Annotated in this window: 15 protein-coding genes; 13 read left to right on the forward strand and 2 right to left on the reverse strand. The window is 45.0% G+C overall.

Annotated features, from left to right (window positions below; all coding sequences use genetic code 11):
* Positions 1–443: 443 nt before the first annotated feature.
* From QUA36_RS05365 to QUA36_RS05395, 7 genes are all read left to right on the forward strand, one after another.
* A complete protein-coding gene (locus tag QUA36_RS05365; protein ID WP_333455987.1) occupies positions 444–1,304 on the forward strand; it encodes a formate/nitrite transporter family protein in 861 nt (286 codons plus the stop codon).
* A gap of 102 nt (positions 1,305–1,406) precedes the next feature.
* The gene (locus QUA36_RS05370; protein ID WP_333455989.1) at positions 1,407–2,018 is read left to right on the forward strand and encodes a hypothetical protein; all 612 of its coding nucleotides are present in this window, start codon (positions 1,407–1,409) and stop codon (positions 2,016–2,018) included.
* Positions 2,019–2,253: 235 nt separating this feature from the next.
* A complete protein-coding gene (locus QUA36_RS05375) occupies positions 2,254–3,294 on the forward strand; it encodes a hypothetical protein (RefSeq protein ID WP_333455991.1) in 1,041 nt (346 codons plus the stop codon).
* Positions 3,295–3,372: 78 nt separating this feature from the next.
* Complete coding sequence (locus QUA36_RS05380; protein WP_333364658.1) at positions 3,373–3,990, forward strand: hypothetical protein; 618 nt, start codon at positions 3,373–3,375, stop codon at positions 3,988–3,990.
* Positions 3,991–4,071: 81 nt separating this feature from the next.
* Positions 4,072–4,911, forward strand: coding sequence for a hypothetical protein (locus QUA36_RS05385; RefSeq protein WP_333455993.1), 840 nt, complete (start codon positions 4,072–4,074; stop codon positions 4,909–4,911).
* Between the two features lie 179 nt (positions 4,912–5,090).
* The gene (locus tag QUA36_RS05390; protein ID WP_333455995.1) at positions 5,091–5,657 is read left to right on the forward strand and encodes a DUF3611 family protein; all 567 of its coding nucleotides are present in this window, start codon (positions 5,091–5,093) and stop codon (positions 5,655–5,657) included.
* A gap of 421 nt (positions 5,658–6,078) precedes the next feature.
* On the forward strand, positions 6,079–7,710 hold the full coding sequence (locus QUA36_RS05395; RefSeq protein WP_333160324.1) for an alpha-amylase family protein: 1,632 nt from the start codon (positions 6,079–6,081) through the stop codon (positions 7,708–7,710).
* 23 nt (positions 7,711–7,733) lie between these two features.
* Here the strand turns inward: QUA36_RS05395 and QUA36_RS05400 are convergent, their stop codons facing one another.
* Positions 7,734–8,699 carry an S-layer homology domain-containing protein gene (locus tag QUA36_RS05400; RefSeq protein ID WP_333455997.1) on the reverse strand — a complete coding sequence of 322 codons (966 nt, stop codon included), beginning with the start codon at positions 8,697–8,699 and terminating at the stop codon, positions 7,734–7,736.
* Between the two features lie 50 nt (positions 8,700–8,749).
* Complete coding sequence (locus QUA36_RS05405; protein WP_333455999.1) at positions 8,750–9,673, reverse strand: DUF2382 domain-containing protein; 924 nt, start codon at positions 9,671–9,673, stop codon at positions 8,750–8,752.
* Positions 9,674–10,166: 493 nt separating this feature from the next.
* Here QUA36_RS05405 and QUA36_RS05410 point away from each other — a divergent pair, with 493 nt between their 5' ends.
* The 6 genes from QUA36_RS05410 to QUA36_RS05435 all read left to right on the forward strand — a co-directional run bounded on the left by QUA36_RS05410 (position 10,167) and on the right by QUA36_RS05435 (position 16,832).
* A complete protein-coding gene (locus QUA36_RS05410; RefSeq protein ID WP_333456001.1) occupies positions 10,167–10,778 on the forward strand; it encodes a hypothetical protein in 612 nt (203 codons plus the stop codon).
* 254 nt (positions 10,779–11,032) lie between these two features.
* Positions 11,033–12,304 (forward strand): RNA-guided endonuclease IscB, encoded by a 1,272-nt coding sequence (iscB, locus tag QUA36_RS05415; RefSeq protein ID WP_333456003.1) that lies wholly within the window; start codon positions 11,033–11,035, stop codon positions 12,302–12,304.
* Between the two features lie 136 nt (positions 12,305–12,440).
* Positions 12,441–12,992, forward strand: coding sequence for an SH3 domain-containing protein (locus tag QUA36_RS05420; protein WP_333160314.1), 552 nt, complete (start codon positions 12,441–12,443; stop codon positions 12,990–12,992).
* 14 nt (positions 12,993–13,006) lie between these two features.
* A complete protein-coding gene (locus QUA36_RS05425; protein ID WP_333456005.1) occupies positions 13,007–14,134 on the forward strand; it encodes a hypothetical protein in 1,128 nt (375 codons plus the stop codon).
* Positions 14,135–14,312: 178 nt separating this feature from the next.
* A complete protein-coding gene (iscB, locus tag QUA36_RS05430; RefSeq protein ID WP_333456007.1) occupies positions 14,313–15,605 on the forward strand; it encodes an RNA-guided endonuclease IscB in 1,293 nt (430 codons plus the stop codon).
* A 240-nt stretch (positions 15,606–15,845) separates the two neighbouring features.
* Positions 15,846–16,832 carry a mechanosensitive ion channel family protein gene (locus QUA36_RS05435; protein ID WP_333456009.1) on the forward strand — a complete coding sequence of 329 codons (987 nt, stop codon included), beginning with the start codon at positions 15,846–15,848 and terminating at the stop codon, positions 16,830–16,832.
* Positions 16,833–16,845: the final 13 nt, after the last annotated feature.

Consider the following 16,845-nt stretch of genomic DNA (forward strand, 5'->3'; position numbering starts at 1 on the left):
GAATCCGATCGCACTCAGGCTTGACTAGGTTCTCAAGTTTGAGAGAGGACTTTTCCTTCCCAATTACAGCGAGCGAACCAGCTAGAAGCATCCACAATCGCATTCGTGGTTGAATTTTTGAATTGGTCAGGTTTTCTTGTACTCAAGGAATTAATTTTGTACAAAGATACCTCCTAAGACTGCCACTCTTACATTTTTACCCTACACCTATGTCGGGCAATGATTGTGCAAAATTAAAGCAAATAGCCAAATATATTACTTAAGATATATTGCTTTTACATTCAATTTTAAAATCACCCAACTTAAGATAGATGCTGCACGGCTATTTTTTCTCTACAGAGACTTTTTAGAAAAACCCAAAGCTCATTCTCAGGTTAGGCGCGTCGCTATTGTTTAGTTTGTATCCTGAGACTACGGAGTTCATATAATTTAACAAGAGCGAGATGACACAAAATAGCGATCGAGCCAGCCAAGCAATAGAATTGCTGGGTCAACAAAAATTGGAACTAAGCGATCGCGATCGTGAAGAGATCATTGAGCGCATCCGTCCCACTGCCTTAATCATTTACGAAACGATTAGGATTGAGGGTGAAAGTGAGTTGTGCCGTCCAGTTTCAGCCCTAGCTTGGTCTGGATTAGCCGCAGGACTATCTATGGGATTTTCCCTGGTGGCTCAAGGTTTACTCCAAGCAAATTTACCGCAGCAATCTTGGAGTTCCATCATTGTCAGCTTTGGGTACAGTATCGGCTTTGTCATCGTGGTGATGGGGCGTCAGCAGTTGTTCACTGAAAATACTCTGACTGTTATTCTGCCTTTGTTAAGCGCTCGCAGACCCAAACTTTTTATGCGAGTGCTGCGATTATGGGCAATTGTGTTAGCAAGCAATTTGTTAGGTGCATTCATATTTGCCTCAATAGTTGCACAGCCTGGAGTCTTCCCGCCTGAAATTCAAACAGCGTTTAGCGAAATATGTTTAAGAGTTATCGATGGAGGATTTTGGATAACTTTATTGCGGGCAATCTTTGCTGGTTGGTTAATTGCTTTAATGGTCTGGCTTCTCCCCGCCGCTGAGTCTTCCCAACTGTGGGTAATTGTTATCATCACTTCCCTGGTTGGGGTAGGTGAATTTCCTCATATTATTGCCGGATCGCTGGATTTTTTCTATGCAGTGGCAATTAAAGCTGTTTCGTGGCCAGAATATTTTGGCAAATTCATGATACCTACTCTAATTGGTAATATTTTAGGCGGAGTTACCTTAGTGGCTGCCTTAAACCATGCCCAAGTTGCTCAAGATGATCTCTAGAAATTGAGTTAAAATAAACCACAAAAAGGTCAAGGAAAACCCCGATTTCTCTTTCTCTAAGAAATCGGGGATGTGCGATCTTAAGATAGAAGGAGAGTGATTATGACTACAAACTGGCGTGGCTATCGAGTTGCAGCTTGGGTAGGACAGGCGTTATTAACAATAGCAGTAATAGCTGCTCTGAGTCAGGGAAAATGGCAAAATGCCTTGGGGTTAGCCTTATTCTTGGTAGCATCCCTGGCGTTTGTGGTGAGGGAAGACCGTTTGCCAACGCTGTTTGATTTCCTGTTTGTGCTTGCTGCTTTACTCAACGCCGGAGGCTGGGTTTTGGGGCTGTTTTATCAACCGGGACCTTATGATGAAATTGTTCATGCTTTCACGACTTTTGCCGTGACTTTAGCATTGAGTTTTTTAGCATACAGTTCAATGCTGACTATTTTTCACAACCATAAACTGCTGTACTTGCTAACAATAACCAGTTTTGGGATTGCGATTGGTGCTTTGTGGGAAGTTGCCGAGTGGACGGCTGGTATTGTTCTCTCAACCGAAGTGATTGAGAGTCTGAATGATACGATTGTTGATTTGATTATGGATAGTTTGGGAGCTGCAATAGCTGCCCTAACTAGCTTATGGACGTTGCAAGAATGGATGCGCCCCAGTGCGACAGTGGGGAATCAAGCATCTATGGGCAATAGTCCGAGCGATCGCACTTAACTCAAAGCAAATTCATCATTTTTTCTTCAATCATCTTTCATCAGATAGATATTTTCTTATTGCCTCCGACAGATGGCAAGCTTTGGAGAGTTGAGATTAAATGTAGAGAGATAAACAAGTTTTGAGAGAATGTAGAACACAGACAATCGACCTTTAGCCAAAGTCAATTTTTAATAATTAATTTAAATTTTCACGTTACTGCAAGAGGTTGGTTGTTGCGATTTAGGAGGATTTTATGAAAATAAAATCATTTTCAACGGCAATTGGACTGGTTATGTTGGGTTCAACCCTTTATTTACCGGAAATTGCCCAAGCTAGTCCCAAACCCTCGATCCAAGTAGCTCAACGAAGAGTAGTCGGCTCTGATATCGACAGTTTTACCGCGTATCCAGTACAGCGATTAGATCCGGGAACAGAACTCTTTTTCGTGCTGCGAGGGGCCCCGTATTCTAGAGCTACGTTGACTATCCCAAATGCAGTGCAAAATCTGCCGATGCGGGAGGTTCAACCGGGAGTTTACGAGGCAAGCTACATGATTCGCGAGGGCGATCGAATTTCCGAAAATACAGTTGTGCGGGCAAATTTGCAACAAGGCGATCGCATCAGTAGCACCCGCTTGCAAGAACCTCTAGTTGCTGGTTATAGCGATCGCGGCTTTCAATCTTTGTCTATTAACCGCTTCAGTGCTCAACCAGTACAGCAGTTAGATCCGGGAACCACGCTCAATTTCAAATTGCTCGGCACTCCTAACGCTACAGCTAATTTCTCCATTGAAGGAGTTGCTTATAACATCCCCATGCGGGAAGAATCCAACGGCGTTTACACAGGGGAATATACGATCCGCAGGCAAGATTATTTCCCCCCTGCGGGTGCAGCGGTTACGGCTAGTTTGCAGTCGGGAAATCAAGTTATTCGTTCCCGTTTAGATCGAGAGCTAATTGCTAGCGATGATGGCAGTTCCAACACTGCCGAAATCCCGCTAGAAATTATCACTCCCGAAGAAAATGCTCGCGTCAGCGGGACGGTTGAAGTGGAAGGACGCAGCGCCCCAAATGCGACAGTTAATGTCAACGTTCAGGCTACCTCTTCGGTGGCAGGTTTGTTTGGAGTTGAACGAAATATCCTCGAACGCACAATTCGGGCGGATGAACAAGGTAAATTCAGCTTTGCTTTTAAGCCGACCATTTCTTTACCAGGAACCCGATACGAGGTGAATCTCAGTTCGAGTAGAGGCGATCGCACCAGCGAAGAAACTTTGGTACTGTTTCAAAATTGAGCAGCGACTCGCGACTATTTGCCGCCAAAAATCTGGCAAACCCTGACTAAATTTGAAAGATTCCATCAGGAGATATCTATGTATGAACTAAATCGCTGGAAAAAAACGCCAGGGATATTACAAATCATCTCTGGAAGTTTATTAATCGCGCTGCCAACGGTTCCTCTTGTGGCATCAGCAGCTCCCGATCCTACACTCAACCCCTGTCCTAAGATTTACTATGAAGAACCTTTTAACAGTAATGTTCGGGTTTCTCAAGGATGTCCGCCTAATGCTGCAAGTCAAAGATTGAATCAGCAAGAGTTGGGTCAAAATATGGTTCCTCCCGCGAGGCGAACCAATGTTACCCAACCACCTTTGCCAGAAACAAGACAGACTCCCCTTGCCACTGTCACACCAATGGCAGGTGAGGTGAGCGTGAAATTAACAAACAGCACAAATACGCCGATTTCCTATCAGGCGATCGGGCATACTGAATCCCGAATGCTAGGGCGCGGAGCTGAAATTGTTCTGCAAAATCTACCAACGCCTGTGACTGTCACAATGGTGCGCGTAGATGGAGGGCTGCTGAAAGTTATACCCATGTCTAGTTCTGAAAAAGGGATGCTAGCAGTTTCAATAGATGAAACGAGTAACTTTGATGGCAATCAAGGAGTTCTAAGAATTCAACCTGACGGTCAAGTGTTTTTGAATTAGGTTATAAAAAGACCCGGTTTTGAACACGAATTCTGTAGCTTCATCAACAAAATAAACAGAAAAAATCTTGGAGGTTTTTCAATGGTTAATAATCGTTTGAACAATTACACTCAAAAGCTCTCGAATGCTAAGGGAGGAGCGATCGCACTCGCACTAGCAGCTATGCTGCTTCCGGGTTGTACTACCCCACAGCGGCAAGCAACGGCACCTGTACCTGTACCTGGAACACCCGGTTCGGTTGCCACGACAACCGAGAATGTGGTTGATAACACAGCACAACTGCTTGGCAAAACTGTGACCATCAGAAGCGAACCAGTCAAAAAATTGGGGCCATCGACCTTTACAGTTAGCGATCAGGAGTTTTTTGGCAGCGAACCGATTTTGGTTGTCAATGCCACCGGCAAGCCTTTTGTGCTGCCGGCTGAATCAGGTCAAGAAGTTCAAGTAACGGGAACAGTTCGCAATTTTGTCCTTGCAGATATTGAGCGCGAGTACAAATTAGGCTTAGAGCAAAACTTGTACGCCGAGTACGAAAGTAAACCTGCGATCGTTGCACAATCGATGGCGCTAGCCCCCACACCGGGGGAACTCACCTCAAATCCCCAAAAATACTACGGCAAGACACTGGCGGTCAGCGGTGAAGTCGAAAGCCTCAGAAGTCCAAACTCGTTCACTTTGGATGAAGACAAATTAATTGGCGGACAAGACTTGTTAGTGATACACACAGTTCCACAACCAAGCGTGCGAGAAGGTGAGAAGGTTGCCGTAACCGGCGAGTTGCGTTCGTTTGTCCTCGCTGACCTTGAGCGGGACTACGATCTGCAATGGGATTTGACCTTGAAGCAGAAGCTAGAAGCCGAGTATACCAACAAACCTGTCTTAGTTGCTACAGGAGTATATCCCTCAGCCATTCCTGACTAACCAATAGACCTCTCTCATAACTACTGCGGGGTAGGTAGGCATCATGCCTGCCCTTAACCGAGTTTTATGGAGAAGTCTAATAGCTAACCACAAGGCGATCGCGATCGCCAGGAAGACAAGCATAACCTCTTTCTTGCCTCGTTTGTTTTGACGATCAATTCAGCAATAAGGTGTATATAATGAATCAACCAGAATCCTTGCCGCAACCGCTGACCCAAAGCGAATTCGTCGCAACTTTTCGCTTGTTCAGTCGATTTAGCTTCTGGATACAGTTATTCTTGGGTGCTGTTTCCGGCATTGTTTTAGTATTTGCTATGTTGGGTCGCAACATGAGCGAACAAACCAATAATGCAGGTATTGGTTTCGGGGTATTTTTAGCGATAGTTGGTATTTTATTGCTGTGCTTTAGAATATTTTGGGATTTTCGCTATCGGCTTTTAGGCAGACTTTTGCACGCCGAAAATTCCCAGGTATATCCCAGCAAAGAACATATTACTCACACCTTACGGATTGGATTAGTTTCTAGTTTGGTGGGGGTATTAATCGCGTTTGTCGCTTCTGAAGAAACAGTTGCTGTAGTGCTAGCGAAAACTCTTAGTCAGCCCCAAGCGATGGCAGCTTATGCGCCAGAAAATGTGATTCGTTCCCTAGATATTTTTGTGACGATGGCAAACGTCAATCTGATTGGCGCTCACTTTTTTGGAGCTGTTACTTCTCTTGGCTTACTCAATTGGGTAGAAGAGTAGTTGGCAGCATTGGCGATCGCTAAAGGCAAACACAAATCCTATGCTGTAAGGACTTACAAGCGCTGACCGATGTAACTAAGGTTGGTGGTTTTGCACTGTCTTGGCGAAAGAAAGCGAAGACAGTGGAGCTACAAGCTCAACAAGTTGGCTATTTGGATGAACATCTAATCTGAAATAGCGATCGCTCCAGCTAATGCTAATCAGCCTGAGCAACCGTTTTTTTTTCGTAATTGATTTATTATAGTGAGAGATATTTCATCGAGCTTGAGATGGATAGATTTTGAATCTGGACAAACATAACTTAGGCTCATCTTCCGAAGGATGAGCTATAGCCGTGGAATTCAGCTTCCTAAATGGCCCTGTGACCAGGTTTCTGAACACAGCCATGTTACACCCTTTTTCTATTAAGAAATTTACTGATATGAAAGACCTCTGGTATAAAAACGCAATTGTCTACTCCCTTGATGTTGAAACCTTCATGGACTCGGACGGCGATGGTGTCGGCGACTTTCAAGGACTTATCAACCGCCTAGACTATTTATCGGCGCTAGGAATTACTTGTTTGTGGTTGCTGCCGTTTTATCCTTCCCCTAACCGGGACAATGGCTACGACGTGATGGATTACTACAACATTGATCCGCGACTGGGAACCCTGGGAGATTTTGTCGAGTTCATGCACCAAGCAAAGGAACGAGGGATTCGCGTGCTGATCGATCTAGTAGTAAATCATACGTCCCATCAGCATCCTTGGTTTGTGGCATCCAAAAGCGATAAAAACTCCAAGTATCGCAATTACTACGTGTGGTCAGAAAATCCACCCAAAACTGATCCAGAGTTGCTGGTGTTTCCCGATGCTGAGGACAGTATTTGGGAGTACGACGAACAAGCAAACGCTTACTATTTGCATCACTTCTATAAAGAACAGCCAGATTTGAATATTGCCAATCCGGCGGTACGAGAAGAAATCTGCAAAATTATGGGTTTCTGGCTAGAACTGGGCGTGTCTGGATTTCGCATTGATGCTGTTCCCTTTTTAATTAAAGGAATTGGCATCGAAGGTGCAGACCCCGAAAGCCTGCGAGGTTTCTTGGAAGAAATGAGAGAGTTTGTGTCATCACGTCGGGGTGATGCAGTCTTGCTGGCAGAAGCAAATGTCGATCGCGAGCAAATTTCTATCTACTTTGATAAGGGCGACAGAATGCACATCCTGTTCAACTTTTTGCTGAACCAGCATCTGTTTTTGGCACTGGCGCGTCAAGAATCCACAGCATTGCGCGATGGACTAAAAACCTTACCGGATATTCCTGATATTTGTCAGTGGCTTAATTTTGTGCGCCACCATGATGAACTGACGCTAGACCGCATTACTTCATCGGAACGAGAGGAAATTTTTGCAGCGTTTGCCCCTGAGAAAACTATGCAAATTTTCGGGCGCGGGATTCGTCGCCGCTTACCACCGATGATGGGAGGTGACCGCCGCCGGATTGAACTGGTCTACAGCTTGCTTTTCACTCTGCCTGGTACACCCATGCTGCGCTATGGCGAAGAAATTGGCATGGGGGATGACCTTTCGCTGGAAGGTCGAGACAGCGTCCGCACGGTGATGCAATGGTCAGATGCAGCGAATGGTGGCTTCTCGACGGCTGCAACTGATGCCCTTGCCAGACCTGCGATCGCCAACGGAGAATACGGTTACAAACAAGTCAATGTCGTCGCAGCGCAGCGCGATCCTGGCTCATTAATTAACTGGATGGAACGTGCAATCCGCATCTGCAAGCAATGTCCTGAGTTGGGTAGGGGCAAGTGGCAAATTCTGGAAACCGACTCTCCCTCGGTTTTAGCCCACTGCTGCGACTGGCAAGGCAGGACGGTGATGGCTGTCCACAATCTAGCGGACAAGCCTTGTACCGTTACGCTCAAATCTAACGAATACAGCAATCTGTGCGATTTATTTGGCGATCGGATCTATCAATCTATCGATGCCGACTCGCCCTCTATTCCCTTAGAAGCCTACGGCTATCGCTGGTTTCGAGCCAATGGAATTCAGGGGTAAAAAAGTTAATTTTGAGGGAAGAACTAGCGACGTGGGCTCGTAGGAATGTACTTAGCAGTATTCTTGTCTGGAAGCGGTTGTATCTGACCTTGATTGACCAAAGCTTGATGAATTAGGGCAGTAGCACTACCCCGACTGAGCAACTCGTTCGGATTAAGAGCTCTGGGATCTGGATAGTTGACCACTATCTTTGCCTTTGTCGCTGCTGCCACTGGCTCAACCGCATATTTAGGAAGTTTCTCGGCATCTTTATAATACGACTTGAGAAAATCTAATGCTGAATTTTTAGCAGGCGCAGTTGCAGCTTTTGTCGTTGTTGGTGGAACAGTCTTAGCCGATTTAGCTGCGGGCGCAGCCGCAGGCTGCTGTCTTGCCACTACAGGTAATAACGGCTGCATCAAAACAGTCGCTGCGAGGGGAAATGCCAAACGGTTCCTAGCAATTCGACGTTTATTTACTGGGGTTGGGCTTGCTGGAGTTGTAGCAGCTCGATCGGGTTTGACAACAGGGCGATTGTAATCCATATTTAAACCCCTCATTAACACAACTAATGCTTGTGCCTTAGTCAAGGGCTGCTTCGGACGAAACTCATTTCCGGGAAAATCATTCATAAATCCCGCTTCATAAGCTTCTTGAATCGGAGTTTCTGCCCAGTAGTTTTCAGGCACATCCTTAAAGTAACTTCCACTGGGTATCTTTCTAACGCTTGCTCGATTAAAAGCTTGGCGGATCATCGCCGAAAATTCATCCCGATCCACAGCCTGTTTGGGTCTAAAAGTTCCGTCTAGATATCCGGTAACAATGTCTTTTTCAGCTAAGGAATTAATAAACGGACGCGCCCAGTAATTCGGCGGTACATCAGGAAATTTTGATTTAGCTTGTTGAGCAGCAACTTGCTGGGAACTTAGCACAAAGCCAGTGCCACTGACACTAACTGCTAAAGCTAAAAAGGCTACGCTGATTGACGGTAAATGCCTGCGAGTAGACATGATAAATTTCCTCCTGATTTTTGCATTTTTAACGATACTCTTTGGCTGAGTTAAAGCGGATTACTTTTTTTTCGCTCCGAATCCGATTCTGTTTTTTTTACTTCTAACTCTTCGCGACGTACTGTGTCTGTTGCCTCAACCGTATCTTGCTCAACTTCTTTTCTGACTTGCACTTCCTCGCGCACGAAGGCTTGCTTTTTGATATCGACACTTTCTTCGTAGATTTCAAAGTGTGCCATTTCTTCTTGCTTGAAGGCGGTATCTGGAGTTACTCGACTCCCTGCATATTCTGGAGTTGTGTGATCAATCACAACTCGCTCTTTTTCTACAGGAACTTCCAGTTGTACCGTTTTGGTTTCAACTTGTTTGCCAATTATTACCTCGCCTGTTTTGCGACGGGTTTTATCTGCAACTAATCGTTCTTCGTACAGTTTGAGTTTTTGATGATCCTGTTCGTTCATCTGATACAATTCGGGTTCTCGCTCGTAAGTGTAGGTATCCCGGTCATAGGGAGCTTTACGAGCTGGAGGCGAGACAGAATACGTTCTCGAAACTGGAACAGGCCCTTCTAAAGGTAATGATGCTTCTACTGGTACAGACGCTTCTACTGTTGAAGTACGATAAATACCCCGCACTTGTTCTTCATAATCGTAATCAACTGCCGTCCCATGCTCATACCTGGGTAGTTTTTCCACTTGGTCTTTACTCTGCAAACCTGTAGCGTAAACGCGCCCCCCATTAAAATCAATCCGACAAAGAGCGATGGGAAGTAAAACTTTTTTGCCAAAAATCCAAGAACCAGTCTCTACCACAAAATAGCGGAAACGTCCTGTCTCATCTACCAGCACAGTATCGATCGTGCCAATTTTATCATGGGTACTTCCGCCATAGACATCCAGCCCTTTGATATCGTCGTCATCAAAAGCTGCTTGGCGATAGTTGGGATTAAAATCCTCAATTTTGTAAAGTAACATTGTTGTTTCCTGTACTATCTACATCAACTTGTGTACCTACTTTAGATAGATATCAGTTCTAATACTTCCTTCTTATGAATGATTCAGCAAATTGAAAATTATCAAGATAGCGATATTTTTTTCTATTTCTCTATCTTTAGGTAGATGAATTTAGTATTCCTCTACTGAATGTAATAAATTTATCTAATCATTCGTAGGTTGGGTGGAGCCAACCTACAACGTTTCTGCAACCAACTATCACAAGGATTTATTAGGTTTTATTATCACCTTAACTAGGGGATATCCTACAAAATTAAGGGCATCTCTAAACGAGCTGCTGGTTTTTTTTAAAAGGAGATTTCGATTTTATGAGCGAAATTACTACTTTTGATATTTAAATTTTTTAACTTAAAAATATTATGCCCATTGGTAGATATTCTGGTAATGATGATTAAGTAAAATTAAATTACCTTCAAGAAAAAAAATGACCACGTAACGCAGGGGTTAATCTTTTATGACTTATCCAGATCGATCGGGCAGTCAACTCACTGATCCTACAATCGTCAATCCGCTGGTGGATTACCACGACCAAGTGAGGTGGGGGCCAATTTTGGCAGGAATTGCGATCGCTCTGGGCACTCAACTACTTTTAAGCGCTTTGGGAATGGCGATCGGATTAACCGCAGGTGCAACAGGGGCGGATGCAGGCTCCGTTGGTATTGGGGTCGTAATTTGGTCGATTATTAGTTTGCTGATTTCCCTATTTTTGGGAGGTTGGGTGATGGCTCAAAGCTGCGGCCCAATGACTAAGAAAACAGCTCTTTTGAATGCAGCAATTCTTTGGGGAGCTACATTAGCACTTAGTGCTTGGTTATTAGGAAGCGGGATATCGGGTGCTGTTGGCGCTGCGGCTGCTAATGCTGGAGAAATTGCAAATCAAGTACAACAACAGGGCGGCGTTAATATACCCAATCAAGCGCCGAATGTAGACCCAAATCAAGTTCGCGATATAGCTGGTAATACAGCTAAAGCTACTTGGTCATTTTTACTTGGCTCTTTGCTGAGTTTGGCAGCGGCAATGATGGGTGCTGCTGTTGGCGCTCGCAAACCTCGCGTTTATGCTTGATTAGCGGTCAACCACCCACCACTAATCGGAGTACCGATATAGTGGGGGCACAGAAAATGCCAAGTTGACCAGTCTAGGTGTTAAATCACTACGTTTAAGGCAAGTGTTAAAGACCTACCAGAGAATGCGTAGCTAGTTCTCTGCTCTAGAACTTAAAAGTTAAACAGGTGTAAGGGTTAAGCCAGTGCTTTTAAGATAGTTACCGACCTTAAACATTGACGAAGCTAACATTACCCCGAAAGGGAGGACTTAAAATGTCTAACTTTGTTTTTGTACTAGATACCCAAAAACGACCGCTCAATCCAATCCACCTAGGAATGGCCCGTAAATTGCTAACTAATGGCAAAGGTGCTGTTTTTAAAAGGTATCCATTCACACTAATTCTCAAGGTAGAGGTAATAACAACCCAAAAACCAATCACTCTCAAAATAGACCCTGGCTCTCAAACCACTGGGTTCGCATTACTGCAAGGAGAAAAAGTAATCTTTGGCGCAGAACTGACTCACCGAGGTCAAGCTATTAAAGCCAGCCTTGAATCTCGTCGTTCATTACGTAGAGTCCGGAGAAATCGCCATACTCGTTATCGTCCAGCTAGATTCCTAAATAGAACTCGCCTTAAAGGTTGGCTAGCCCCAAGTTTACAACATCGCGTTGAAACAACTCTAACATGGGTGACTAAATTGATGAAAGTTGCCCCCATTGTTTCCATTGTTCAAGAACTTGTGCGGTTTGATTTACAACAATTAGAAAACCCAGAAATTTCGGGAATTGAGTACCAACAAGGCGTTTTGTGTGGCTACGAGGTTCGGGAATATTTGCTCAACAAGTGGGAGAGAAAGTGTGCTTACTGTGGTGTTACAAATACACCATTACAAGTCGAACATATTCATCCTAAAGCTAAGGGTGGTTCTAATCGCATTTCTAATCTTTGCCTTGCTTGTGAAAAGTGCAATATTAAGAAAGGAACTCAAAATATTGAGCAATTCCTGTCTAAAAAGCCAGAGGTTTTAAAACGGGTTTTGTCTCAAGCAAAGCGTTCTTTAAGAGACGCGACAGCAGTCAATTCAACTCGTTGGGCATTATTAAATCGGCTTAGCATGATTGGTTTGCCTGTTTCTACTGGCAGTGGTGGCTTAACAAAGTTCAATCGCACTCGATTAAGTCTAGCTAAAACTCACTGGTTAGATGCAGCTTGTGTTGGGAACGTTGAATCGCTGAAAATTCTAACAAACAAGCCGTTGTTAATTAAAGCTACTGGGCATGGGACGCGCCAAATGTGTCGTACCGATAAGTTTGGATTTCCATGTCGCTATGTTCCCCGGCTTAAGTTTGTTAAAGGTTTTCAAACGGGAGATATTGTCAAAGCAATCGTTACTTCTGGCAAGAAAGTTGGTAAATATGTTGGGCGTGTTGCCGTTAGAACGAGTGGTTCATTTAATATTGCTGCATCAGAATTGGTGTCAGGGGTTAGCCACAAATATTGTTCAATTATTCACAGAAAGGATGGTTATTCGTATGCAGCATAAACCTTGCCCCCCCTTGGACTCCCACCACGCTCCCTGAGTACAGGTGAGCGTGGGGGTCTCCAAGGGGGAAGACAGATGAACGAGCTAAAAACCTTTTCTAAGGTTTTGGCATAGAGATTTAAAAGGAGATAAAGCGATGCAAGAGCAGAGTATCTGGCAAAAATATACAACGTTAACAAGTTCGATCTTGTTAACGGCAACGGTTTTAGTTGCTCCCTCGTTCGCGACTAATACAAATCAAACACAGATTCAAGGTGAATCTTTACTAGCGCAAGTACCGGATAGCTGTCGCCAGGTTATTGCGAGGAATGGCCTTAATGTTCGGCGACAACCGACGGCTAACAGCGAAGCGGTTGGCATCATCGGTTCCGCACGAAATGTGACGATTCAGAATCTTGGTGAGAATGGCTGGGTACCAATTACAGCCCCGATACAAGGCTACGTATATGGTGGTTTTCTCGGAGCGTGTGAAGCGGCAACTGTCCCGCCTCCTACTAACTGCCGCCAAGTTGCAGCAGCCAGAGGAATTAACGTACATCAAGCACCTTCCACTGATGGGGAAAGGGTTGGAGTCGTCGCGAGTGGACGAAGAGTGACGATTGAAAGTATAGGAACGGATGGTTGGGTGCCGATTACAGTGCCTCTGAAAGGTTACGTCCAAGCTGAAAACCTGGCGTATTGTAGTTAATTGAAAAAACAGTGATGGATGACCAATCAAACCCAAAAAAAGAAACTAATTCACAGCAAAAACCTGGTTTGTTAAATTTCATTGCCGAGACAACAGAATCTGCACTGAATACAGGCAAAGCGGTTGTTGACACAGCACTTGATTTGGGGGAAGCTGCTGCTAAACAAACTTATCGATGGATTGGACAAGCGACGCAAGGAACCGGAGATGCGGTAACTTATGTTGGCAATCTTCCCTTTGTTAAACAAGTGGCAGGGGTACTCAGACTTGATTGGTTAGTTGGGGTCAGCGATCGCATCGACTTAGCCAAAGCCGAAGCTCAAGTCAAGGAACTCCAACAAAAGTATCCCAAGGAAGATCCCAGCGAAATTGCCCATCGCATTATGGTGGAAAAAGCGATCCACGCCGGTGGTGTCGGATTTGCTAGCAGCATTTTACCCGGTGTCGCGGCTGCACTGCTGGCGATCGATTTAGCCGCGACTACTGCGATTCAAACCGAAATGGTTTATGAAATTGCAGCCGCCTATGGGATGGATTTGCAACAGCCAGCCCGCAAAGGCGAGGTTTTGGCAATTTTTGGGTTAGCGCTAGGCGGTAGCAACGCAATGAGAGCTGGTTTGGGCTTTTTACGTAACGTACCGCTGGCTGGCGCGATGATTGGTGCGAGTACGAATGCTACGATGCTGTACGCGCTGGGATATGCAGCGCGCCAGTTTTACGAAGCCAAACTGAGGGAAGAGACTGAAGAACCTGGAACCGAAACGCTGCAAGCGATCCAGCAACAAAGCGAGAAATATCTCGATGTTGCGATCGCCCAGCAAGCAGGGATGGATCAAATTATGGTTCACATGATTTTGGCAAGTTATCCCAACAAAAACTGGGAAGATATTCTGCCAGAATTGAAGGTCTTGCAATTAAATGCTGATTCTCTCAAAAGGATTGCTGCTAACATCAAGTCCCCCAAACCATTGGGTGCATTGTTAGAGCAACTTACCCCCGACTTTGCAGTACCGCTATTAGCTCAATGCCGTCGCATTGCCGAAAGTAGCGGAGAGCTTTCCGAAGCAGAACAGAGGGTGCTGGATGCTATTCACCAAACAGTGGACAAGACTAGACAGCTAGTTCATACACTGGACAAATAGCCAGCCTAAGTATCTTGAATACTACGTTTTGAGGGTGATGACACCTACGGCTGCTTTCCAGCTTGTAGCTCTGTCGTTAGAGATTAAACAGATGTATTTGGTTAAGTCAGTGTCTCTAACACAACAAGCCATCAAAACATTGGCGAGGAAAACATAACCTGAGTAATCAGAGGACAAAATGTCTAACTTTGTATTCGTTTTAGACACCAACAAACAACCACTTGAGCCAGTAGAACCAGGACAAGCAAGACGATTGTTAAAACTAGCCCAAGCTGCTGTTTATCTCCGTTACCCGTTCACAATTATTCTGAAATATGCGGTTGATAGCCCAAAAACCCAACCCACTCAATTAAAAATTGACCCAGGTTCTACAACTACTGGGTTGGCTTTAGTACAGGGCGATAAAGTTATCTGGGGTGCTGAGTTGACCCATCGCGGACAACAAATAAAAAATGACTTAGAGTCACGTCGCGCCCTTCGTCGCAATCGTCGCAACCGAAAGAATCGTTACCGCAAACCACGTTTTCTGAACCGCACAAGAGCGCCTGGATGGTTGCCACCAAGCTTAGAATCCAGGTTAAAAAACATCGTGACTTGGGTCAACCGCATCCGTCGATATGTCCCAATTACAGGCATATCCCAAGAGTTAGTTAAGTTTGACTTCCTTGCAATGCAGAACCCTGAAATATCCGGCAAGGAGTATCAGCAAGGTGAACTTGCGGGCTATGAAGTCAGAGAATACTTGCTTGAGAAGTGGGGGAGAAAATGTGCCTATTGCGGTGTTGAAAACTTACCTTTTGAGGTAGAACATATGCACCCAAGATCAAAAGGGGGGAGCGATCGCGTTTCCAATCTTACCCTAGCCTGCCGTGGCTGCAACCAAGGCAAAGGCAATCAAGATATTCGGGATTTCTTGTCCAAAAATCCTGACATCCTGTCCCGTATTTTGAAACAGGCCTCACAACCCTTGAAAGATGCAACTGCTGTGAATTCAACCCGCTGGGCATTGTTCCAACAACTTAAACAAACAGGATTGCCAATAGAAGTTTCAACAGGAGGTAGAACAAAGTACAACCGCACTCGTTTAGGACTACCTAAAACTCATTGGCTGGATGCAGCTTGTGTAGGAAACGTAGAAGTGCTGCAAGTTTTCACGAAGCAACCGTTGTTAATTGCAGCTAAAGGATGGGGCAGCCGTCAAATGTGTACAACCAATAAATACGGATTTCCTGTCAAGCACAGAACACGGTGCAAAACGTTTTTTGGGTTTGGGACAGGTGACATGGTAAGTGCAATTCTTCCCTTTGGGAAGTTTGCAGGCACTCACGTCGGCAGGCTGACGGTTAGAGAAAGCGGAGTTTTTGAAATGAGAACGCCACTCGGCAAGGTTAGCCCAGTGCGTCATAAATACTGTAAATCAATCCACCGCAACGATGGGTATATGTATGCGTTTTCCACTTTTGTCCAATGAATCAGCGATTAGAGGCGTAGCGATCGCACAAAAACTCAACGGTCAAGATATGGCTTCGATATCCACTTGAAAAAAATTGTTGGTGCGTTAGCTTTCTGCGTAACGAACCATCCCCAATATTTACTGTGGCTGTGTAAGTCCTAAATTAGCCTCACGTTAAAGTAATCTACAGCCTTAAGATAGAGTTTGACGTGGCTAATTTTAATACTATCAATAATGACTGATGCAAGAGGAAGTTGTATGACAGCAGAAATATCCGCAGTCTGGGACAAGATTGAGAGCATGATCAATGGCTTCATTGTCCTGCTGCCTAATATGATACTAGCGTTAATTGTTTTTGGAATCTTTTTCTTTGTTGGCAGGTCAATTAAGAGAGCGGTCAGGCGGCTTACCCGCAACCACCGCCAATCCCGGAATTTGGGACTGGTGTTGGGAAGGTTAGCGCAGGGTATTACTGTTCTGATTGGTCTGTTTATTGCCTTGTCGATTGTAATTCCCACATTTAGAGCAGGCGATTTGGTGCAACTGCTGGGAATTAGCGGGGTAGCGATTGGTTTTGCCTTTCGCGATATCTTACAAAACTTCCTAGCTGGTATCTTAATTCTTTTGACGGAACCGTTCCAAATCGATGACCAGATTGTGTTTAAAAACTTTGAGGGAACCGTAGAAAGTATTGAAACTCGCGCTACAACAATCCGAACCTATGATGGTCGCCGGATTGTAATTCCCAATGCGGAATTGTTCATTAATTCTGTTACTGTGAATACCGCCTTTGATAAACGCCGGATGGAATACGACGTTGGTATCGGCTACGGCGATGATATTCAGCGAGCCAAGCAGTTAATGATGGAAGCCCTGCACAGTGTGGAAGAGGTTTTGAAAGACCCTGCTCCTGACGTGTTGCTGATGGAACTTGCAGGAAGTAGCGTCAATATCCGCGCTCGATGGTGGATTGCTCCGCCGCGAAGAATGGACGATCTGCGATCGCGGGACAAGGTACTTTTTGCGATTAAGGAAAAGCTGACTGCCAATGGCATCGACTTGCCCTTTCCTACGCAGCAAATTTTGTTTCACGACCAAACCGAAGAGACGGATGGCGATCGCAAACGTCAGCGCGAAGGATGGCCCGCTGGTAATGGCGAAGTTCCCAAACCGCGCAGCATCAGCGGTTCTCTGCGACAGCTAATTGAACAGCGAGCGCAACAAGATGGCAACGGCAACGGATAATCTTAACCCGACC

Origin of the sequence: Microcoleus sp. Pol10D4 (assembly GCF_036701555.1) — a bacterium.
GTDB lineage: Bacteria > Cyanobacteriota > Cyanobacteriia > Cyanobacteriales > Microcoleaceae > Microcoleus.